Origin of the sequence: Psychrobacter urativorans (genome assembly GCF_904846675.1) — a bacterium.
GTDB lineage: Bacteria > Pseudomonadota > Gammaproteobacteria > Pseudomonadales > Moraxellaceae > Psychrobacter > Psychrobacter urativorans_B.
Genome location: NZ_CAJHBT010000008.1, coordinates 1 through 20,401, shown reverse-complemented (window position 1 = coordinate 20,401; position 20,401 = coordinate 1). Strand labels below are relative to the sequence as shown.

The window sequence follows — 20,401 nt, the reverse complement described above, 5'->3', positions numbered from 1 at the left end:
TATTGTATGATGATGCCGGTTATAATTTGCATACCTGCACGTATGCATCTTAAGTGCTCAGCTAATAGCCATTATTAACGCTTATTTATATAGAATTTATAGAGGTTTTCTTATGTCGTCATTCCCGAATACCAACGATAAGGCTGCTATTATAAAATGGCTGCCTTGGATATTATTGCTCATAGTGATTGTAGCGTTTGTTTGGTTGTTCGCAAGTATGAAGACAGCATCGAATGCAACGTGGGAGCCGCCCAGAACCACGCCGGCTGAGCAACAAGCTTCTGCTCCAAATGCTGATGACCCAGCGCCGATATCCTCTTATCATAATGCCGTAGCGCGTGCCTCGCAGTCGGTGGTCAATATCTATACCACCCAAACGGTGGCTGAGCATCCTTATATGGATGACCCAGTATTGCGCCGTTTTTTTGAGTTTCATGGTGAGTCGCCACAAGATCAGGGACCTACCAACTTAGGCTCTGGAGTCATCGTGTCAGAAGATGGTTATATCGTGACTAATGCGCATGTGGTAGAAAAAGCAGATGAGATTACCGTCGCCTTTAACGATGGTCGTAAGAGCCGCGCCAAAGTAATCGGTACTGATCCTGACAGTGATTTGGCCGTGATTAAAGTTGATATGACGGGGCTGACGCCGCTTGGCTTCCGTGAATTACCTATTCGCGTTGGTGATTTAGCTTTGGCCATTGGTAACCCATTTGGGGTAGGACAAACGGTTACCCAAGGTATCATCTCGGCGACAGGTCGTACGGGGCTTGGGGTCAATAAGTTTGAAGACTTCATCCAAACGGATGCGGCTATTAACCCTGGTAACTCAGGAGGTGCATTGGTCGATGCCCGTGGTGAATTGGTCGGTATTAATACCGTGATTTTTTCACGCTCAGGCGGCTCTATGGGTATTGGCTTTGCCATTCCGACCGCGTTGGTTGAACAGGTTATGAATGCCTTAATTAAAGATGGTCGCGTCAGTCGCGGCTGGTTAGGCATTGAGATACAGTCACAGATGCGTGATCCTACGCGTCTGGAAACCTCAACTGGGGTAGAAGTCCTTAATATTATCCCTAAGAGTCCAGCTGCCAAAAGTGGTCTACAGGTTGGTGATGTTATCCTATCCATTGATGGAGTCGAGATGACTGATGACAATACTCTCGTGCAGTATGTTGCTCGTAAGCCACCTAATACTGAGCTAAATACACAAGTACTGCGCAATGGTAAAAATAAACCAGTCAAAATCATGCTAATGGAACGCCCTGCACAAGAAGAAGTTACAGTGGCTCCGCCAACCGTCTTCTATGAGGACGGTTTCGACGGTCAGCCAAACTATCATGATGACCCTCAAGATACACCGATGATGTCAGAAGAAGAGCGTTTGCGTCAGCGCGAAGAGCTACTGAAACTGTTCGAAAAAGATGCCGAGGCTCAATAGCGCTCAAAGCTTATAGCTTATAGCTGGTGATTTATAGCAAGTAAAGTATTAAAAAAAGCGCGTTATCTCCTTGAAGATAGCGCGCTTTTTTGTGGCTGGTAGTTAATACTAAAAATCCAGCGTTTTACTTTATTGTCAGCTCATGATTGATATAAACCACCCCTTGGACACGGCAACAGCAAGGCAATATCTCATTGTCTTCGATCATCGCTAAAGGTGCAAACGGATAATCAATCGGCTGTGAGCTGGTCACTTGGCGTATACGGCAGCTGCCACAATAGCCTTCCTTACATTGATAATCGACCTTGTGACCCGTACGCAGCAGCCCATCGAGTAGGCTCTCATCGTCATGTAAATAAAACGTCATCTTATTGGTCACTACCCAAGTCATGGTTGATCCTGTCGTAATCAGTTCTGTCAGGCGCAAGAGGTTTTGAGCATTGCCTTATTAATTCGATGAGTTTTCCATCATTACTCTATTAAGAGTCAGCTTACAACTCAAATCTTATAGTTCAAAGTCATCAAAATCACTATTTGATAAATCTGAGTCAATTTGACCGACTAAGTACGAGCTAATTTCTGTCTCTTGCGGGGCAACTTGCACGTTATCTGATGACAGCCACGTATTAATCCATGGAATCGGATTTGATTTAGAATGCGGGAATGCTGATGGCAAGCCAACCGCTTCCATACGCAAGTTAGTGATATATTCAATATATTGGCACAGAATGTCTTTATTAAGACCAATCATAGAGCCATCTTTAAATAAATAACCTGCCCATTCTTTTTCTTGCTCAGCCGCTTTACGGAATATCTCAATACTTTGCTCATAGCATTCATTGGCAATATCTACCATTTCTGGATCATCTTTACCGTTTCGCATCAGGTTGAGCATATGCTGAGTACCGGTTAAATGTAGCGCTTCATCACGCGCAATAAGTTTAATAATCTTGGCATTACCTTCCATAAGCTTACGCTCAGCAAAGGCAAAGGAGCAAGCAAATGACACGTAAAAGCGAATCGCTTCCAAGACGTTAACGGCTGTAATACAAAGGTATAACTGTTTCTTCAGTGACCTTAAATTAACGGTAACTTCCTCACCATTGATGGTATGCGTACCCGGTCCATAGGAACTATACAATTGCGAGCTATGATACAGCTCGTCATAGTATTGGGCGATGTCAGATGCGCGCTCAAGGATATTCTCGTTGGTCATGATGTCATCGAATATCACGCTAGGGTCGTTGACGATATTACGAATAATATGGGTATAACTGCGTGAGTGAATGGTCTCTGAAAACGACCACGTTTCAATCCAAGTCTCAAGCTCTGGAATAGAGACTAACGGCAATAGCACGACGTTGGGGCTACGACCTTGGATAGAGTCGAGTAGGGTCTGGTACTTCAAGTTGCTTAAAAATATATGCTGCTCATGCGAAGATAAGTTACCAAAGTCGATACGGTCACGTGAGACATCGACTTCTTCTGGACGCCAAAAAAATGACAGCTGCTTTTCAATCAACTGCTCAAAGATAGGATGCTTTTGTTGGTCGTAACGGGCAATATTGACTGGTTGACCAAAAAACATCGGTTCTTTCATAGCGTCATTTGGCGTTTGATTAAAAATGGAGTAAGTCATGAGGGTGCCTTTATTTTTTTAAAGTAAGAGATTTCAGTAGTAAGTTTTAATAAGAGTGGTATTAATTAAAACTTACGTTCATCTTTAAATTTAGAAATTATTTCGTTCATCTCTGGCTGAAACAGTTCGATATAGTCATACGATATACCATGGCTACCACTAGGATGAGGGAACCCAATTACCTGACAATTCTCAAATGATTGAAACTGAACTTTGAATTTTGTGTGAGAAGACTCTTTTTGAACGATATGGCGTGGCTCTGTTATCTCACCCATTATGTCTTCAAATCTAGTCAATACAGCAGGGTTTTGGAGGTAGTCCATTAGTTTACTACCCATAAAGATAATAACTTTTGGTCTTAAAGCTTCAACGTGACGTATAAAGTTATCTACGTGCTCTTCTAATAGAAATTTATTAGAGTCACTATCGTTAATAGAGTTACCCTGTGTGTCTGCCCAGTTAGTTTGAATAATAGACTTCTCAAAATCGCCTCCTAGCTCTTGGCTATCTAGTGGAAAATCCCAGAGTTCAAACCATCTTTTAATACTATTATCATAACGCCAAGTATTTGCAACCTCACCCCAATGTCGAGCTTTATTGGCAAAAGTATGCTCAACTTCTTCACTGGGTTCAACCCAACTGCCTAATTCTTGCTCTTTCTCATCTTTCTTACTAAAACCCCATTCATAACCACAAATCATCAAGCCATTTTGGTCGTTGAACCCGTCGAAAATTGAGTTACCCAAGTTTAAATTTGTATTATTCATATAATTATATTTCCTTTTTATCTAAGTAGTTCGATTGCACTTCGGCTAATTCAATATAATGTAGCTTATTATCTTCAATTTTCAAGTATGACTAACTTAATCGTATTTGAAAATTGAACTTATTTAATGGTCAAGGATGATAACAGCTCGAAAGCTATTACCATTTTAAAATATAAATAATTATTAATTAGTTAGGATAACTACGACAATGTCTGCGTACTATTTCCCAACGTCCGAATCTAAAACGCATATAAGAGCATACGCTCACAGCTTTTGGATAACTACACTTCATGTTGTGCTCCTGAATAGCAACTAAATTAAAATAATTTTAGTGACCGTTCAGGCGTGACATTCAATAATCAATGATGTTAATATCATCAAGTCCTCGAAGACATGAGAACTAACTATCAGTGACTACTCAAGTTACACTTTGAACGGTCACTTATTGAATTAGTTTTCTAAGCCCAGTTTGAGCTCAAAAAGCTTTGCTGGGCTTTTTTAATTCTTAATCATATTACATCTCCTTTCTATCATTCATTTCAATAGTAGTTAGTGGCGAGCTTAACCCAAAAGCCAAACTCGCCATCCGTCAGAAATTCTATTTAAAGAATTTCTCTTGCGAACCTAAAGTTGCAGTACAATTTTTTAACGGTTCTCAAATCTTACAAGCCCCACCAGCACAATCATCTTCCATATCCGCTTGGGCATCATTCGCGCCATCACGCGTATTGTGATAATACAACGTTTTTACACCCAGCTTATACGCGGTCAATAAGTCTTTGAGTAAGACCTTCATAGGCACACGACCGCCTTCAAAGTGCGAGGGGTCATAGTTGGTATTGGCTGAGATACTTTGGTCGACGAACTTTTGCATGATAGCGACCAGTTGTAAATAGCCGTCATTATTCGGCATTTGCCACAATAATTCATAGTTGTGCTTCAGTTTTTCAATATCAGGTACGACTTGTTTTAAGATACCATCTTTTGACGCTTTGATAGACACCAGACCGCGTGGTGGCTCAATACCATTGGTAGCGTTGGCAATCTGACTAGAGGTCTCAGACGGCATCAAGGCGGTTAGGGTTGAGTTACGCAGACCGTGAGTGGTGATGTCAGTACGTAGCGTTTCCCAATCGAGATGTAGTGGCTCTTGGCAGATTTTATCCAAGTCTTTCTTATAAGTATCAATCGGCAAGATACCTTGTGAATACGTGGTCTCATTAAAGGCAGGGCACGCGCCTTGCTCTTTTGCCAATTTATTTGAGGCTTTCAAGAGATAATATTGCAAAGCTTCAAAGGTTTGATGAGTTAGACCTAATGCTGAGCCATCTGAATAGCGCACGCCATTCTTAGCAAGATAATAGGCGTAGTTAATAACACCGACACCTAAGGTACGGCGGCGCATGCTGCCATTTTCAGCAGCTTTAACCGGATAGTCCTGATAGTCGAGTAGGGCGTCAAGTGCACGTACAATCAGCTCAGCAGGCTCTTCGATATCGCTGATATTATCAACTTTACCTAAGTTAACCGCAGATAGCGTACATAGGGCAATCTCGCCTTCCTCGTCATTAATATTATCAAGGGGCTTAGTCGGTAGCGCAATTTCCATACATAGATTGGATTGGCGAATAGGCGCAACGCTCGCATTAAATGGGCTATGAGTATTGCAATGGTCAACGTTTTGAATGTAGATACGACCGGTGCTGGCACGCTCTTGCATCATCAAGCTGAACAGTTCAGCCGCTGGGATTTGACGGCTGCGGATTGTTTCATCTTGCTCGTACTTAGTATATAACTCTTCAAATTTATCTTGATCTTCAAAGAAGGCATCGTATAAACCTGGCACATCAGATGGCGAAAATAGGCTGATATCTTGGCCTTTAATCAGACGGCTATATAAAGTCTTATTAATCTGTACGCCATAGTCCATATGACGGACACGGTTGTCTTCAACGCCGCGGTTATTTTTGAGTACCAATAGCGACTCAACTTCCAAATGCCATAATGGGTAGAAAAGGGTGGCAGCTCCGCCACGAACGCCGCCTTGTGAGCAGCATTTAACAGCCGTTTGAAACAGTTTATAAAAAGGTACACAGCCAGTATGTTGTGCTTCACCGCCACGAATAGGGCTACCAAGGGCGCGGATACGACCGGCGTTGATACCGATGCCGGCACGCTGCGATACGTAGCGTACGATCGCGCTGGTGGTGGCGTTGATAGAATCAAGGTTATCACCGCACTCAATGAGTACGCAGGAGCTGAACTGACGTGATGGGGTACGTACGCCTGACATAATCGGCGTTGGCAGAGAGATTTTAAACTGTGAGGTGGCATCATAAAAGCGCTTCACATAGTCCATGCGCTCAGCTTTATCATATCGGCTAAACAAACACATACCGACTAACATATATAAGAACTGCGGGCTCTCATATACAGTTTTGGACACACGGTCTTGTACCAGATATTTACCGGCCATTTGCTCAACGGCGGCATAGGCCAGAGTCATATCGCGCCAGTGGTCGATATAGTCATTGAGCTCATCAAATTCGGCACGGCTATAATCGGCTAGGATATGTTGATCGTATTTGCCAGCGTCAGTGAGCTTGGTTACATGATCAAATAAAGGTGGTGGAGTAAACCTATTATAAGCAATTTTACGTAGATGAAAAATGGCTAAACGTGCGGCTAAATATTGATAATCCGGGGTGTTTTCAGAGATTAAATCAGCGGCAGATTTGATGATAGTCTCGTGAATATCACGAGTTTTGATACCTTCATAAAACTGAATGTGTGACTTTAGCTCAACCTGTGATACTGACACATTGTCTAAATCATAAGCCGCCCACTCGATGACTTTATGAATCTTCTCTAAATCAATAGGCTCTAAACGTCCATCACGTTTGGTCACTTGGATTTTATCGATATGTGTCATGCTAACCTCTGTTGTTAATTGCTATATTGTTCGTTATATGGCTAAAACCACTAACCATTTATTTATTGTGTTATTGCTTACTAACCTCAGTCACTATTACGCATTATCATACCGTCGCAGCTTTTTTTAGGCAAAAGCATAGCACTACTCATAGTGATGATAAAAATCACTGAGCACTACATATAGCGTGTTCGTTAGTAAGTAGGCACAATATAGCGGTAATTTTCTGAAAATGCTATATTGATTTTATCTGGATAATATGTTGCTGAGGGGCTTTGATGTGTCCAGTTTTTAGCAAAGGACGATGGGGTAAGGGTTAGGTAAGATTTCTATAAAAATAAAATAAATATAAAAAAATGGCTTGCGTTTTGCTTTTTATAATTCTACCAAACTATCTATAGTAATCGTTCTGATAGCCACAACAATGGGGTAGTGATTGTACCTGAGACCATAAAAAATCGCCACCCATAAGGGTGACGACAGTGGTTATTATCCAGGTTGTCATTAATAATTTTTTAAATTTCTGCTTTTAAAACACATGTAATTTAGTAGTATTTACTTATACTACCAGTCGTACCGTTTTGGCGTCATCAAGCGCCGCATAGAGGGTATTAACCTGTTCAGCAGTGGTTAGATAAAGATTGACCCGTGCTGAATAAAAGCGCCCAGTCTTTGATGGTTTTACTTCGATAGAGGCCAAGTCAAAATCAGGGAACTGACTGCCAAGAATAAGTTTGATTTCATTGAGTAAGCTTTCATGCTCGCCTTCATGGCCAATGATGCTCATTGGATAGTCCATGGGAAAGTTCCATAGCTCAGGATTTTGAATGTCCGTTTTTTTACCTTTAATTTCATCATTCCCTAATGACACATCAGAGACGTTGACTTCTTTTTTAGGGTTTTGTTGGTTGTCGCTCATGATTGAATCCTTATTTCTGTTTAATAGAATTATTTAATAGTACGGTTTAACTGGCTGCTTAATACACTTATCGATAAGCCACAAAAAAGCTGAGACGTGCTCAGCTTTTAGTGTTATGTCCAATACTAGATTTAAAGGTACTAAACTTAAAAGCTAATACCTTTATAAGGGGTTAGCTTGTTATTTTCAAGAACTAGTCATTTTCAAGGAAAGAGCGTAGATGCTCAGAGCGTGAAGGATGGCGTAATTTGCGTAGGGCTTTGGCCTCAATCTGACGAATACGCTCACGAGTGACGTCGAACTGCTTACCAACTTCTTCCAAAGTATGATCGGTTGGCATATCAATACCAAAGCGCATTTTTAGCACCCGAGCCTCACGCTCAGTTAGATTGCTAAGCACATCACGCGTCGCTTCACGTAAGCCAGCTGAGGTAGCATCATCAACGGGGCTAGAGATAGTTGCATCTTCAATAAAGTCGCCTAGGTGTGAGTCTTCATCATCACCAATAGGGGTCTCCATCGAGATTGGCTCTTTAGCAATTTTGAGCACTTTACGGACTTTGACTTCGTCCATCTCTAAGCGTTCGCCTAATTCCTCAGGCGTTGGCTCGCGTCCCATTTCTTGGAGCAATTGACGAGATACGCGGTTAATTTTGTTAATAGTCTCAATCATATGCACCGGAATACGAATGGTGCGCGCCTGATCGGCGATAGAGCGGGTGATTGCCTGACGAATCCACCAGGTTGCATAGGTTGAGAACTTATAACCACGACGATATTCAAATTTATCGACCGCTTTCATGAGACCAATGTTACCTTCCTGGATCAAGTCCAAGAACTGCAAACCACGGTTGGTATACTTCTTAGCAATTGAAATCACAAGACGTAAGTTGGCTTCGACCATTTCTTTCTTGGCGCGGCGAGCTTTGGCTTCACCGATAGCCATACGGCGAGCAACGTCTTTCATATCATGGATTTCCATGTCGAGCCTTTGCTCGTAATCAAGAATTTGACGTTGCAATAGAATAACATCGTCAGTGACTTTTTCTAACGTTCCAGCAAAGGCCGGCTTGCCTTTAAGTCGCTCAGTCAACCAGTCAACGTTGGTCTCGTTACTTGGGAAGGTTTTACGGAATTCCTCGCGCGGCATCCGACCACGGCGAATAACAAGGCGCATAATTTGGCGTTCTTGCTTACGAACATCATCATAGACGTCATGCATAATCGCCATAACTTGGTCTGACATGCGGTTATTCAATTTGAGCATCATAAAGCGCTCGGCAAGCTGTTTATAAGCTTCGTCAGCTTGCGTGCTACCACGACCGAAATCAAGCAGGGCTTGTTTGGCAGTAATAAATAAACCTTCGATTTCTTCTAAACGGGCGCGTACTTCTTCTGGGTCAATACCACCGGTTTCTTCTTCAGCTTCTTCTTCGACCTCTTCTTCCTCGTCATCACTGTCTGCTTTGACTTTAGGATTTGCTTTTGGCTTAACGACCGGCGCTTTCAGCTTTTCTTCTCTAGCCGCTTCTCTTTCTTCTTTCGCCGCTTCTTTGGCCACTTTTGCTGCGGCTCTATCTTCCTCAGTTTCTGGGTCTAAAAAGCCTGTGATAACGTCAGAGAGTTTCTTATCGCCATCCAATACGCGCTGATATTCATCAAGCACATATTGCACCGTTCCTGGCCAGTAAGACATCGCGTGCTGAACATCACGGATGCCTTCTTCGATACGTTTGGCAATCGCAATCTCGCCTTCACGGGTCAGCAAGTCGACGGTACCCATCTCGCGCATATACATACGTACAGGGTCAGTGGTGCGGCCAGGATCTGTCTCAACAGCCGCCAATACTGCTGCTGCTTCATCAGCTGCTGACTCGTCATCACTTGAATCATCGTTCATCAAGATATCATCAGCATCAGGCGCGGACTCAAATATTTTGATACCAACGTCGGTTAGCATCTGCACGATATCTTCGATCTGATCGCTTTCTGTGATAGAGTCGGGCAGTTGGTCATTCACCTCAGCATAGGTCAAATACCCCTGCTCTTTACCCATTTGGATTAAGGTGGCCAGCTGAGACGTGGACTTAGAAACTGACTTATCGTTCATAAATACTCACTTTGTTTGTGTCGGACATTTTCGTGATATGACGGGCTACCGCTTGCTCCGTGCGCTGATCTAATCTATGGATTGATCACAAAAAGCAGTGCAACGGCAGTAACAGCATCAATAACAACGAAAATGAGTTAATATGAATAAAGGCTCAAAAAACTACAGTAAAATGCTCAGAATTGTACTTAAATAATAGAAAATATACTTAAATAGTAAGAGTCTTAAAATAAATTATAATATTATAAACCCTAAAAAATAATGATTAAAAATGCAATTTGATATAGCCAATCTAATCGGCCCAAAACCTGCCTCGATTTTGCATTAGTGCTGCATTAAATCTGTATTAATCATAGCAGCAGCGTAGTTTACCATAGTATGCTGAATACAGACTATGGCTATCAATCGTGCTGCCTATAGTTTTATATAATGGGGTCAACATGTCCTATTTTAAAGGGTAAGCGTATTATTTAAGCGCTAAACACAGTATAAACAAAAAGTTAACCCTAAAAATTCAATGTATAGCCCTTATTAAACTGCTAGTATTAAATGCTAATCATCTGTGCCGATTGTTCCGCTTGCTGCTCGCGTAACCAGTCATTTAAGTGCTGCGTCTGCTTGCGTACGATAGCAAGCTTGATATGATCCGGATTTTTTATCAGTTCTTGCATCTTTTTTTGCATATGCAGCTTGATTAATTGTATGACTAGGTTTTCGATTTGTTCATCTAAGTTCAGAATATTTCTTGCCGTGAGGGTTTTATAAAATGCGCCCCAACTGCGGCTAAGCGCCTCTTGAGCTAAAGGACTCAGATTGGATAAAATAAAATGCGCGGCAGCGTTAGCATCTTGCGGCAAATAGGCCAAACAGCGCTGAATGGTACTGACCACATCGAATAGGGCGTCATCTTGTAAATCTGCCCAAGCCAAGGGTCGATTGGCATCGGTAGGCGCTCTTCGCTTAATATGGGCAGGCAACTCTAAACTATTAATACCGGCTTGCTGCCAAATCGCCTCAATAGGGTCATCCTGTAGCGCACGCGGCTGGAACAGGAAGCACAGCTGCAACTGCTGACTGATGGTCATATCGCCATCGAAGTCGAGCAGAGCATCCTTTGCCTCAATATTTTGGTTGCGCTTGCCGCCAAGCTTTTGATAGATATCATTGTTGAGTAGATAGCGAAAGCTACTGCCTTTGGGCAAGGAGCCAGTCAGCGCGCGCACTTGTGACATCAATTTGGCTTTACCTTCTGCTAAAGATAAGTCGTAGCGCTCACTTAAATAGGCAAAGATATACTGTGATAGCGGCATAGCATTGGTGATTTGCTCACGCATGGCATCATCGCCCTGACTTTTGATAAACGTATCTGGGTCTTGGTTGTTAGGCAGTGTCAAAAACCGCAGTTCTTTATCATCACTGAGCACTGGCAGGCTGACTTCAAGGGTGCGCCAAGCGGCTTTTTGTCCCGCACCATCGCCGTCAAAGCTTAAGGTTAAAGTCGGATTCAAGGTTAATAAGCGCGAGATTTGGCTCTCGTTGATTGCCGTACCCATTGAGGCAACCGCACCATAAATACCCGCTTGGTAAAGAGCAATCACATCCATATAGCCTTCGACCACCATCCAGCTATTAGCACGCTGCTGGCGGGATTCATAATAGCCGTATAGCACGTGCTGTTTATGAAATACTGGTGAGTCCGAGGAGTTAATATATTTTGGCTTGACCTCATCATCAAGCGCCCGCCCGCCAAAGCCAATCACCCGTCCTTGATTATCACGAATCGGAAAAATAACTCGATCGCGCAGTAAATCATAGTCACGTCCAGATTCTGATTGACGCACGAGACCAAGGGCCTTTAGACCCTCGATATCGTGCGGAAACTGATGCTCAAGATGCTGCCAACCAAAGGGTGCATAACCTAGTCCAAAAGTGTCTAAACTTTGCTCAGAGACGCCGCGTGCCGTAAAGTAATGTTTGGCATGCGGGTGGGTGGTTAAGTTGTGCTGATAAAATTGTTGAATTTGGGATAATAATTCGTATAAGTTACCTTCTTTATCAGCAGCAATGTTATTACTACTGATAGTTGTAGAGTCGTCATCCATTAACCATGCAGGCGGGTAACCCTGTTGCTCAGTAGGGTTATAGTCTGTGTTGATATAATCCGCACCGCCATAATCGCTGCTGTAATTAATATCGGCATAAGGAATATGATTTGGCGCGCTATCGTAGCCTGCGTTGTCGTTATACGTAGAATCGCCTTCGTTATGGTAGCTAGGGGGACTATTTTCTGACGATAAAAAATTGGGTGCGGGCTTAGATGCTGGCTGGGTTATGACGTCAGTTACTGGTTTAGGAGCTGGCCTAGAAACGGGTTTAGGTGTTGGTGTAGGTTTGCTACGCTGATAGCTAACATTTTGCTGCTCGTCTTTTGGTACTTCGATGCCAGTCTGTTTTGACAGCTCATTGACGGCTTCGATAAAGGTTAGGTTTTCATAATCGCGCAAAAAGCTGATGGCATTGCCGCCGACACTACAGCCAAAGCAATGATATATGTTTTTTTGTGGATTGACATAAAATGAGGGCGACTTTTCACCGTGAAAAGGGCAGCAGCCTTTATACTCACTACCTGCACGTTTAAGCGTGGTGTGGCGGCCAATAATGCTGATTAGATCAGATTGGCTATTTAGTTGTTCGAGGATATGGTTGGGAATACTCATACAAAAAATAGTTTACCATAGGACAAAGTTAGTAGGACAATAACGGCAGGATAAAAACAGAAAAATAAGGCCAACTATACAGTTGGCCTTACCTTTTTATTGGGAGTCATAGACGACTTAGAGTGATAATAATTATTTAGACAATTTAATTGTTGTGTTGTTAATTATGGTCATATTAATTGTTCTCATATTAACTGTCATCTTGATTATGATCTTAGTTATCGTCATCCCTATCAGTATTATTATTTTCAATACCACCTAAACGAATACGATCACGGCCGTCAGCATTAGGAAGCGTTGTTCGGCGGCCTAGATTACTATTTGATGGATCAACAGCGGCTTCTTTTGCAGCGGCGCTAGAGCTACCTTGGCCTGAGATTTGTTCAGTGGCACTTTCAGGCAGACCTAGGCCGATATTAATCCCACCAGTACGCGTGGGACTAGCGGCACCAAATGTAGCAGCGTTAGCCGCATTGTCATTCGGCAGTTGCAGTTGGGTAGCACTACGAATCATTTGCGTTTTGGTGGCGCTATCATATTGGCCGGTAGCGTTTGGTGCGTCTGATAGATTGACACGGCCGAGCTGTCCAAAGGTCAATTTATTCAGTAATGAGCGGTCGCCTTTTGTATTGAGCTTGACGCGACCATCTTTGGTGAGCCAATTTGGATAGTTGATTTGCAGCAGCGTTTTATATTCCGTTGCCAACTCTGTCAGACCTAACTTTTCATGACTGTAGGCAAGGATAGCAATAGCTTCGGGTACGGATTCGCTCTGTGGGTAATACTGGAATGCCCATTTAGCACGGTTAACCGCAGCGACATAGGCTTCACGTTCAATATACCAATTGGCAGCCGTTAGCTCACTTTGGGCAAATTGGTTATAGATAAAGGTCATGCGTTGAGCCGCATCTGGTGCATAGGGGCTGCTTGGGTATTTATTAACAAGCTCTTGGAAGTTGGCAAAAGCAATGCGCAAATAAGCAGTATCACGCTCAGCTTGATTCATCTTAAACAGCTTAATACCTTCAGATGACCCCTGCATATTGGCCACACCGCGCACGTAATACGCGTAGCTGACTTGCGGGTTAGAAGGATATAGGCGAATAAATTGCTCAGCGCTAGAAGCAGCGGTTTCATAGCTGCCGCTTGCGTATTGAGCATACATCATATCAAGCAGCGCTTGTTCTGCGTATTGTCCAGTTGGATAAAAAGTACGCAGATTGGTCAAGTCTTCAATGGCTTGCGCATAGCGGTCTTTGTCGATTTGAGTAACCGCATCACTATAATAGCCTTGCTCTGACTTCTCGGCAGTCTCTACTGCATCGTCATTTTTACCGGTCAGGTTTTTGAAGGTCTGACAGCCAACTAAGTTGACACTTAAGGCCAGTAGAGTTACTGATGATAGTTTGATAAACGTGTTGCCAACAGGGCGCATACTTCTCTCCGCACAAGACGCATAATAGCAGCAGCGCTATCATACTATAGAACAGGTTAATGGTAAAAAGGATAGAACAAGCTAATAGTAAAAATATAGAATAGGGTAACGATGAACAGCAATCACGACCCTGGCAGTCAATAAATTGGCTGCGAGTGATCGATAATATCTGTCGCGTTACAACCCGCAAAATATTGCTTACTTTATAGAATAAAGTAGGTCTCGTCTATTTTTTCGTTATCTATTTTGTAGTTGCTAGGCAAGTTTATAATTAATTTGTACTTAGCTTATCGTTAGCAGGTAGGCACTCATCATGACACCATAATTTTTTACAGTTTAGCACGGGTGATGCTACTGGGTGCTGGCAAATGACGCCAATAACGATAAATAACTGCTCAGCACCGCTAGAATTAGATGATAGCCAGCAATGGCACGTTTGATTAAGCTAAAAGTTTAAGTTCGGCATTTATGACGGTAGGACCACAGATAACAGTGTGCTGCTATAGGGCTTAAGCGCGTGGCGTGCTACACTATGATAACATTGGACTTGTTTTTTTATTTGGGCTGTTTTTGTTTTTAATCAGCAGTTAATAGTTAGCGAGTTGTCCGTCTATTTCTTTTATAAAGCCACTGTTGTGGCTTTGCCACATATGAATTTGCTATGAATAATGATGCTATGACCACAAACGTACCACCGAATTTACAATCGAGTCAGTCGCCAGATACTCAGTCTTCGGATATTAAGTTATCAGCGCAAGAGCACGCCGCTCAAGATGAGCATTCGCTAGAAGATGTGAGGGCTGCGCCTTCAGCATCTGCGGGCGAGTTGCTTAATGGTGACGAGACAATGGACGACTCAATTGATGATGAGGCATTAGCGTTGGATGATGATGACGAACAAGATGACGACGTATCTGCAGCAAGACTTGCCGTTCCAGAAGTGATTGATGTGACTCATACGGTTACTGAAAATGAAGCCGGTCTGCGCATTGATAAACTTGCTTCATTAGCCTTCACGGACTTCTCGCGCGCCCAATTACAAGGCTGGGTTAGCGATGGTAGCTTACTGTGCAACGGTGAAGAGAAAAAGTCAAAACATCGTATTAAAACCGGAGATGTTTTGCACTTGTCTACCACCTTGCAGCAGCATGGTGAAGACTTGCCAGAAGACATAGATATCGATGTGGTCTATGAAGATGATGCGGTGCTGGTCATTAATAAGCCCGTCGGCATGATCGTGCATCCAGGAGCTGGCAATCAAACGGGAACGCTAGTCAATGCCTTACTCTATCACTATCCGCAGCAGCATCATCTGCCGCGGGCAGGACTGGTACATCGTATCGATAAAGACACCTCAGGGCTGCTACTCATCGGTAAAACGAAACCGGCACAAATGGCCCTTATGGCGCAGCTAAAAGACAAGTCAGTATACCGTCATTATCAATGCGTGGTAGCGGGTGATCAGGCAAGCTTAATGCGCCATCGTCGTATTGATGCGCCGATAGGTCGTCATCGTAATCAGCGTACTAAAATGACAGTGATGACGGCTGGACGCGATGCAGTGACGCATTTATTAGATATTACGCCGCTGAATGACAATTATTGCTTATTAGACGTTGGACTTGAAACTGGACGTACGCATCAAATCCGTGTCCATCTCAGCCACATTAGCTATCCGATAGTAGGCGATCGTGTTTATGGTGGACGCCGTCAATTGCGTGCTGGCTTAACAGAAACGCAGCGCCAAGCTATCGGTAATTTCCCGCGTCAAGCGTTGCATGCCTATGCTTTAGGCTTCGTTCATCCGACTACTGGTAAAGATGTTGAGGTGACCACGCCGATACCTGAAGACATGCAGCAACTGATGGCAGTCTTAAGTGACGGTTATGATATGGAATAAATGGTGCTGAGCAGGTACTTTTAAATCACACGATGTGATGTATTAATCCTGCTAGACAAATTATGGTAGTTAAGCCATGACCAATAAGTTTCCTATGACTGCACTTGCTCAGATTGGTGACGTGACTGTGTTTCAAACAGCGGCTTTTCAGACTGCCGATCTTGCAAATACTGTAACCGAAAGCGCAATCGATGCTGAAACTGATATCGCAGCACAAAATAGCGAGCACATACTTCAAGCAAGGCAGACGAGCTATGGTGAGCTGAATCTAGGCTTGCATGTTAATGATGATGCCGCCAAAGTATTGGATAACCGCATGCGTTTGTTAGCGGCTATTAATGAGCAACTGGCGATACAACAGCGTTTATCTATCAAAAGTTTGCACTGGGTTAATCAAGTCCATGGCAAGCAGATTTATGATGTTGATACCGGCACTCTCACTATGCGCCCAATGGATGCCGATGCGATAGTCAGTCAGCAAGCCAGTCTGGGTCTAGCCATCATGACCGCAGACTGTGTGCCCATCGTGTTATATCAACCGGTAAGTGGACAGATAGCAGCCATTCATGCTGGCTGGCAAGGTCTGGCTTGTGGCATTATTAAAGCCACCGCTGAGCGTTTTACGGCAGCAGGGCAAATCATGGCGTGGATTGGCGTCAGTATCAGTCAAGCGCACTATGAAGTGGGCCGTCAGGTTCGCGATAAGCTACTAGAAGGTTGCGTTAAAAATAAAACCTTAGCACCCTCTAACCTTGATTACTTTGATCAGCTGTATTGTATAGCTGTTAATAATGTTGCTAATACTGAACGCTTAGATAAGATGGGTGCTAAGTTATCCGATCACGCTACAGTAGGCGCGGGTAAAGTAAAGCTGAACTTACCCAAACTTGCCAACGATCAGTTAGTAGCCGTCGGTATCACGGTGTGTATCGATTTACCAGTCGATTGTAGTTATGCTGATGCCCATTATTATTCTTATCGGCGTCAGACTCATTTGCAGCAGCCGGCGACGGGACGTATGGCACTGATTATCGCATGCAGCTTACCTGTTTAATATTTATCCATGACGCATGCTAAAAAGAGATAGAAGGTTTTTAGCCTGCTATCTCTTTTTTTTAATTAATAATAATTTTTAGTAATTAATAGCAGCTATTAATCCGCATCAGCATACAGAGTCATTCGATTTTGGCACTGATAATCCAAATAATGGTCGCAAGTATAAAGCCAAGAAAGTTCCAGCCAGTGCGAGTATTCCCCAAACGTAGCCATGCAAGCTGAACGAGGCAATACCACCAAAATAAGCACCGATGTTGCAGCCGAATGCCAGCCGCGCACCATAGCCCATCATCAATCCGCCAATAACGGAAGCGGCGAAATTGCCCGCAGTAACTTGTGTAAATTTGAATAAGCCGCCCGCAGCCGAAGCGATAAAAGCGCCAATGATGATACCGATATTTAATACAGTAGTTGAATCTGCAAAAATTGAAGCATCAAGCGCTGCTGCATTAGCCCCTTGCCAATAGCCCCAACTGGCCACATCGACACCGAAGGTCCTAGCAATTTTAGAGCCCCATAATGTGAACGCGGAAGTGATGCCCCATGGCTGGCCACGCGTCATCAAGGTCAATGCATTAAGGACGGCTAAAACAATCGCTGCTGCAAATATTGGCCAAGAACCACGGAAAATTCGTTTCCATCCGGTCGCAGATGGAATTGGCGCCATTTTAGGTGCTTTTGTTTTCTTTTCAACAACCAACGTTACCCAAGCAATCAAACCGAAAAGCGCAAGAGACAAAAGCCAAGCACCACTGTAGCCAAGATTAGTAGACGTGGCTAGCGAGTATGGTTCAAAAGCTGGCATCTCTTCTGTCCAGAACGGCAAATGGTAAGCGCCAACTGTGGCTCCGATTATGAAGAAGATGAAAGTTACAAACATGACAGAACGTCCGCCGCCTATAGCGTAAAGGGTACCAGAAGCACAGCCGCCACCAAGTTGCATGCCGATTCCGAATACAAAGGACCCCACTATAAGACTGACACCTACTGGTGATACATAACCTGCGAGCGGCCCACCAAAAAATGTAGTGCCATAAGCAAGGATTGGCGCAAATAAGGTAACGGCGACCGCTAGCATCAGCATGTGCGAGCGCATAGCCTGCCCATTACCTACCGACATTATACGTCTGAATGCAGAGGTAAATCCGAAACGGGCATGAAAGAGTGTATAGCCTAGTAGTAAACCAATTCCAAGCAGAAGCGACTGAGAAATATGCTGGGTATCCAGTAAATAAACCAGTAGAAGAAAGCCCGCAATAGCGCCTCCCGCTATCAAGATTTTTTGTGGTGCATCCAATGCCAGATCTTCTCTTACAATCGGACCTTTTGTATCGTTCACGGGTTGAACTCTAGTAGTAGTCAATATAATAACGTCCTTTTCCAACGCATTTTGTCGGAATTAAGTTTTATAATAATATTTTGGAATATTTAAGTTGATTTTTTGAGCTTGTCAATATAGCAGGTGTCAATAACGGCAAGAAAAATATACTCTCGAAAGCGAAGGGGCATGGCTTTACCAAGCTAAATTCCTCAATTGTATTGAACGACTGATGAATAATCGCTATATCATAATCCTATTTCTATTAAAATAAAAATGAAGGTACTAGAAGAATGAGAATTAGCATATGAAGATATGGAATAACAGCAACTTAGCTAAGATTGGCATTAGTGCTAAGATTAGTATTGACGGCTCGTAGAAATACTGAAGAAGAAAGCATAGAACAAAATACTGGAAGCTCATAAGTAGTATCTGCAATTGGTGTCACTCCTGCTCAGACTGAAAGTGAAATGGAGGGGCGACGGATAAGCTGCAACGTTATTTGAGTGAAGAGTTGGAGCGAGACGTTAAGCGGGGTGTTTACTTTGATCGGTTATTTTGTCTACCTGCTAATACTAATTTTGGTGCTGATATTCAGACTTATAATGAGTGCTTACCATAAGACAGTTGATAATCTGTAAAATTTCGCTAAAGTAAGCGGTGATAAAGCAGTCACTAATAAACTCAGCATTAATAAGAAAGACCCTGATAAAATAAAGCTGAACTTGTCGAAGTCTGCTGCCTACCAACTGACTGCTACTAGTATTATCATATGTTCCTATGCGCCTTATCAATGTAGATATACTAGTAAGAGTTATTGCTCTTATGGGCGTCGGCCCCATTTTCAACAGGCAGCGACGGGACATATGACGTTGATTATCGTGTGCAGTTTACCCATGACTGATACAATTCACACTGAGTAAGCTTTAGACTGTTAACTTTACCGTTTTTATTCAATTAATCACTTATTAGCCATTATTAGAGTACGTATGAATACATCTGTAACGCCTTCTGTACCACCTTCTACCACCATAACTACCGATAATGCTCCCAGTGTATCGATTGCTGTTATTTATCATAGCAATTACGGTCATACCAAGCGCGTTGCCGAAGCGGTAGCCATTGGTGCGCGGCAACAGTTACCAGCAACGCAGGTAAAAGCGGTCGATGTCCATGATGTCGATTGGGATTTTGTCGATCAGGCAGATTTGTTGGTTTTTGGTAGTGCCGTCTATATGGGCAGTGCACCAGCAGCGTTTAAGACCTTTATGGATGAGACCTCAAAGCGCTGGTACCACCGTAAATGGGAAGGTAAGTGGGCGGCAGGCTTCGCCAATTCAGGCGGGTTGAGTGGTGATAAGCTGTCAGTATTACAGCAGATTTGCTTATTTGCGATGCAGCATGGTATGAACTGGATTGGCATGCCTTTAATGCCAACAGGGCATGAGATTAATGATTTGAACCGCCTATCGAGCTTTTTAGGACTCATGACCCAGTCAGCAAATGCACCGCCTGAGGAAGCCCCAGGTAAAGGCGATATTGATACTGCTATTTGGTATGGGGATCACTTGGCGAAGACGATTATCAAGCATCAGCCAGCAGCTGATACTAATTAGAAGGTAATTTTAATCAATTCTCATTGGCATTTAATAAGCAAATAAAAAGCAGATACTAAAACTTGTATCTGCTTTTTATTTGCTTAAGGATCATTAGCTACGTTTATCTTCGCAATTACCGGACTAACAATGACTGGGTTGGTAATGACCGGAATAGGGCTGTCAACAAATTGAAAGGACTGGCAGCCAGTCAGGAGCGTCAGAGTCACAAGTACACAGCTAGTATTAAATGCTCTCATAATTATGATCATTGGTTATCATTGATGATTGAGTGGGAAATAATCGACTATTATTATATTGCTATAAAATTTAAAAAATGCAGTGTCACTATGCCCATTTTTACTTTCATAGATGTATCTATTATGTAAATATTAATGCAGGTTAATGTATCTATTGTGTAAATAAAAATCAGCTAATAATTTATTATAAGTTAATTTATTTGACTATTATTATAAAGTGTTACTTATTAATGTTATAAAATATCTTAACCTATTCAATATTAGCCATTGTTTTTAAAGGATTTTTTATATACATTATTATTATAATATTAT

At 42.8% G+C, this 20,401-nt stretch carries 13 protein-coding genes; 4 read left to right on the top strand and 9 right to left on the bottom strand.

The features are described 5' to 3' along the window. Window positions 1-112 precede the first annotated feature (112 nt). Window positions 113-1,441 (top strand): S1C family serine protease, encoded by a 1,329-nt coding sequence (locus tag JMY06_RS05480; protein ID WP_201616940.1) that lies wholly within the window; start codon window positions 113-115, stop codon window positions 1,439-1,441. A gap of 124 nt (window positions 1,442-1,565) precedes the next feature. On the opposite strand, the gene yfaE is transcribed toward JMY06_RS05480, so the two are convergent. From yfaE to JMY06_RS05440, 8 genes are all read right to left on the bottom strand, one after another. Next, a complete protein-coding gene (gene yfaE, locus JMY06_RS05475; protein WP_201526646.1) occupies window positions 1,566-1,832 on the bottom strand; it encodes a class I ribonucleotide reductase maintenance protein YfaE in 267 nt (88 codons plus the stop codon). A 114-nt stretch (window positions 1,833-1,946) separates the two neighbouring features. After that, window positions 1,947-3,080, bottom strand: a complete 1,134-nt coding sequence (gene nrdB, locus JMY06_RS05470; protein WP_201616938.1) for a class Ia ribonucleoside-diphosphate reductase subunit beta — start codon at window positions 3,078-3,080, stop codon at window positions 1,947-1,949. Window positions 3,081-3,145: 65 nt separating this feature from the next. Further along, window positions 3,146-3,847, bottom strand: a complete 702-nt coding sequence (locus JMY06_RS05465) for a hypothetical protein (RefSeq protein WP_201616931.1) — start codon at window positions 3,845-3,847, stop codon at window positions 3,146-3,148. Window positions 3,848-4,502: 655 nt separating this feature from the next. Continuing rightward, window positions 4,503-6,779 (bottom strand): class 1a ribonucleoside-diphosphate reductase subunit alpha, encoded by a 2,277-nt coding sequence (gene nrdA, locus JMY06_RS05460; protein ID WP_201616929.1) that lies wholly within the window; start codon window positions 6,777-6,779, stop codon window positions 4,503-4,505. A gap of 559 nt (window positions 6,780-7,338) precedes the next feature. Further along, the gene (locus tag JMY06_RS05455) at window positions 7,339-7,698 is read right to left on the bottom strand and encodes a YbeD family protein (protein WP_201526637.1); all 360 of its coding nucleotides are present in this window, start codon (window positions 7,696-7,698) and stop codon (window positions 7,339-7,341) included. A gap of 193 nt (window positions 7,699-7,891) precedes the next feature. Next, the gene (gene rpoD / locus JMY06_RS05450; protein ID WP_201526635.1) at window positions 7,892-9,808 is read right to left on the bottom strand and encodes an RNA polymerase sigma factor RpoD; all 1,917 of its coding nucleotides are present in this window, start codon (window positions 9,806-9,808) and stop codon (window positions 7,892-7,894) included. A 545-nt stretch (window positions 9,809-10,353) separates the two neighbouring features. After that, window positions 10,354-12,525: a DNA primase gene (locus JMY06_RS05445; RefSeq protein ID WP_201616927.1), complete on the bottom strand. Its 2,172-nt coding sequence runs from the start codon at window positions 12,523-12,525 to the stop codon at window positions 10,354-10,356. A gap of 214 nt (window positions 12,526-12,739) precedes the next feature. After that, window positions 12,740-13,960: an outer membrane protein assembly factor BamD gene (locus tag JMY06_RS05440; protein WP_201616925.1), complete on the bottom strand. Its 1,221-nt coding sequence runs from the start codon at window positions 13,958-13,960 to the stop codon at window positions 12,740-12,742. 847 nt (window positions 13,961-14,807) lie between these two features. Here JMY06_RS05440 and JMY06_RS05435 point away from each other — a divergent pair. Together JMY06_RS05435 and JMY06_RS05430 are read left to right on the top strand one after the other, a co-directional pair. Continuing rightward, window positions 14,808-15,860: an RluA family pseudouridine synthase gene (locus JMY06_RS05435; protein ID WP_413786890.1), complete on the top strand. Its 1,053-nt coding sequence runs from the start codon at window positions 14,808-14,810 to the stop codon at window positions 15,858-15,860. A 76-nt stretch (window positions 15,861-15,936) separates the two neighbouring features. Then, the gene (locus tag JMY06_RS05430; RefSeq protein WP_201616923.1) at window positions 15,937-16,914 is read left to right on the top strand and encodes a polyphenol oxidase family protein; all 978 of its coding nucleotides are present in this window, start codon (window positions 15,937-15,939) and stop codon (window positions 16,912-16,914) included. 108 nt (window positions 16,915-17,022) lie between these two features. Here JMY06_RS05430 and JMY06_RS05425 read toward each other — a convergent pair whose 3' ends face one another. Further along, complete coding sequence (locus tag JMY06_RS05425) at window positions 17,023-18,255, bottom strand: YeeE/YedE family protein (RefSeq protein ID WP_265087875.1); 1,233 nt, start codon at window positions 18,253-18,255, stop codon at window positions 17,023-17,025. Window positions 18,256-19,223: 968 nt separating this feature from the next. Between JMY06_RS05425 and JMY06_RS05420 the strand changes: the two genes are divergently transcribed. Further along, window positions 19,224-19,850 (top strand): flavodoxin family protein, encoded by a 627-nt coding sequence (locus JMY06_RS05420; RefSeq protein WP_201616921.1) that lies wholly within the window; start codon window positions 19,224-19,226, stop codon window positions 19,848-19,850. The last annotated feature ends 551 nt before the right edge of the window (window positions 19,851-20,401 follow it).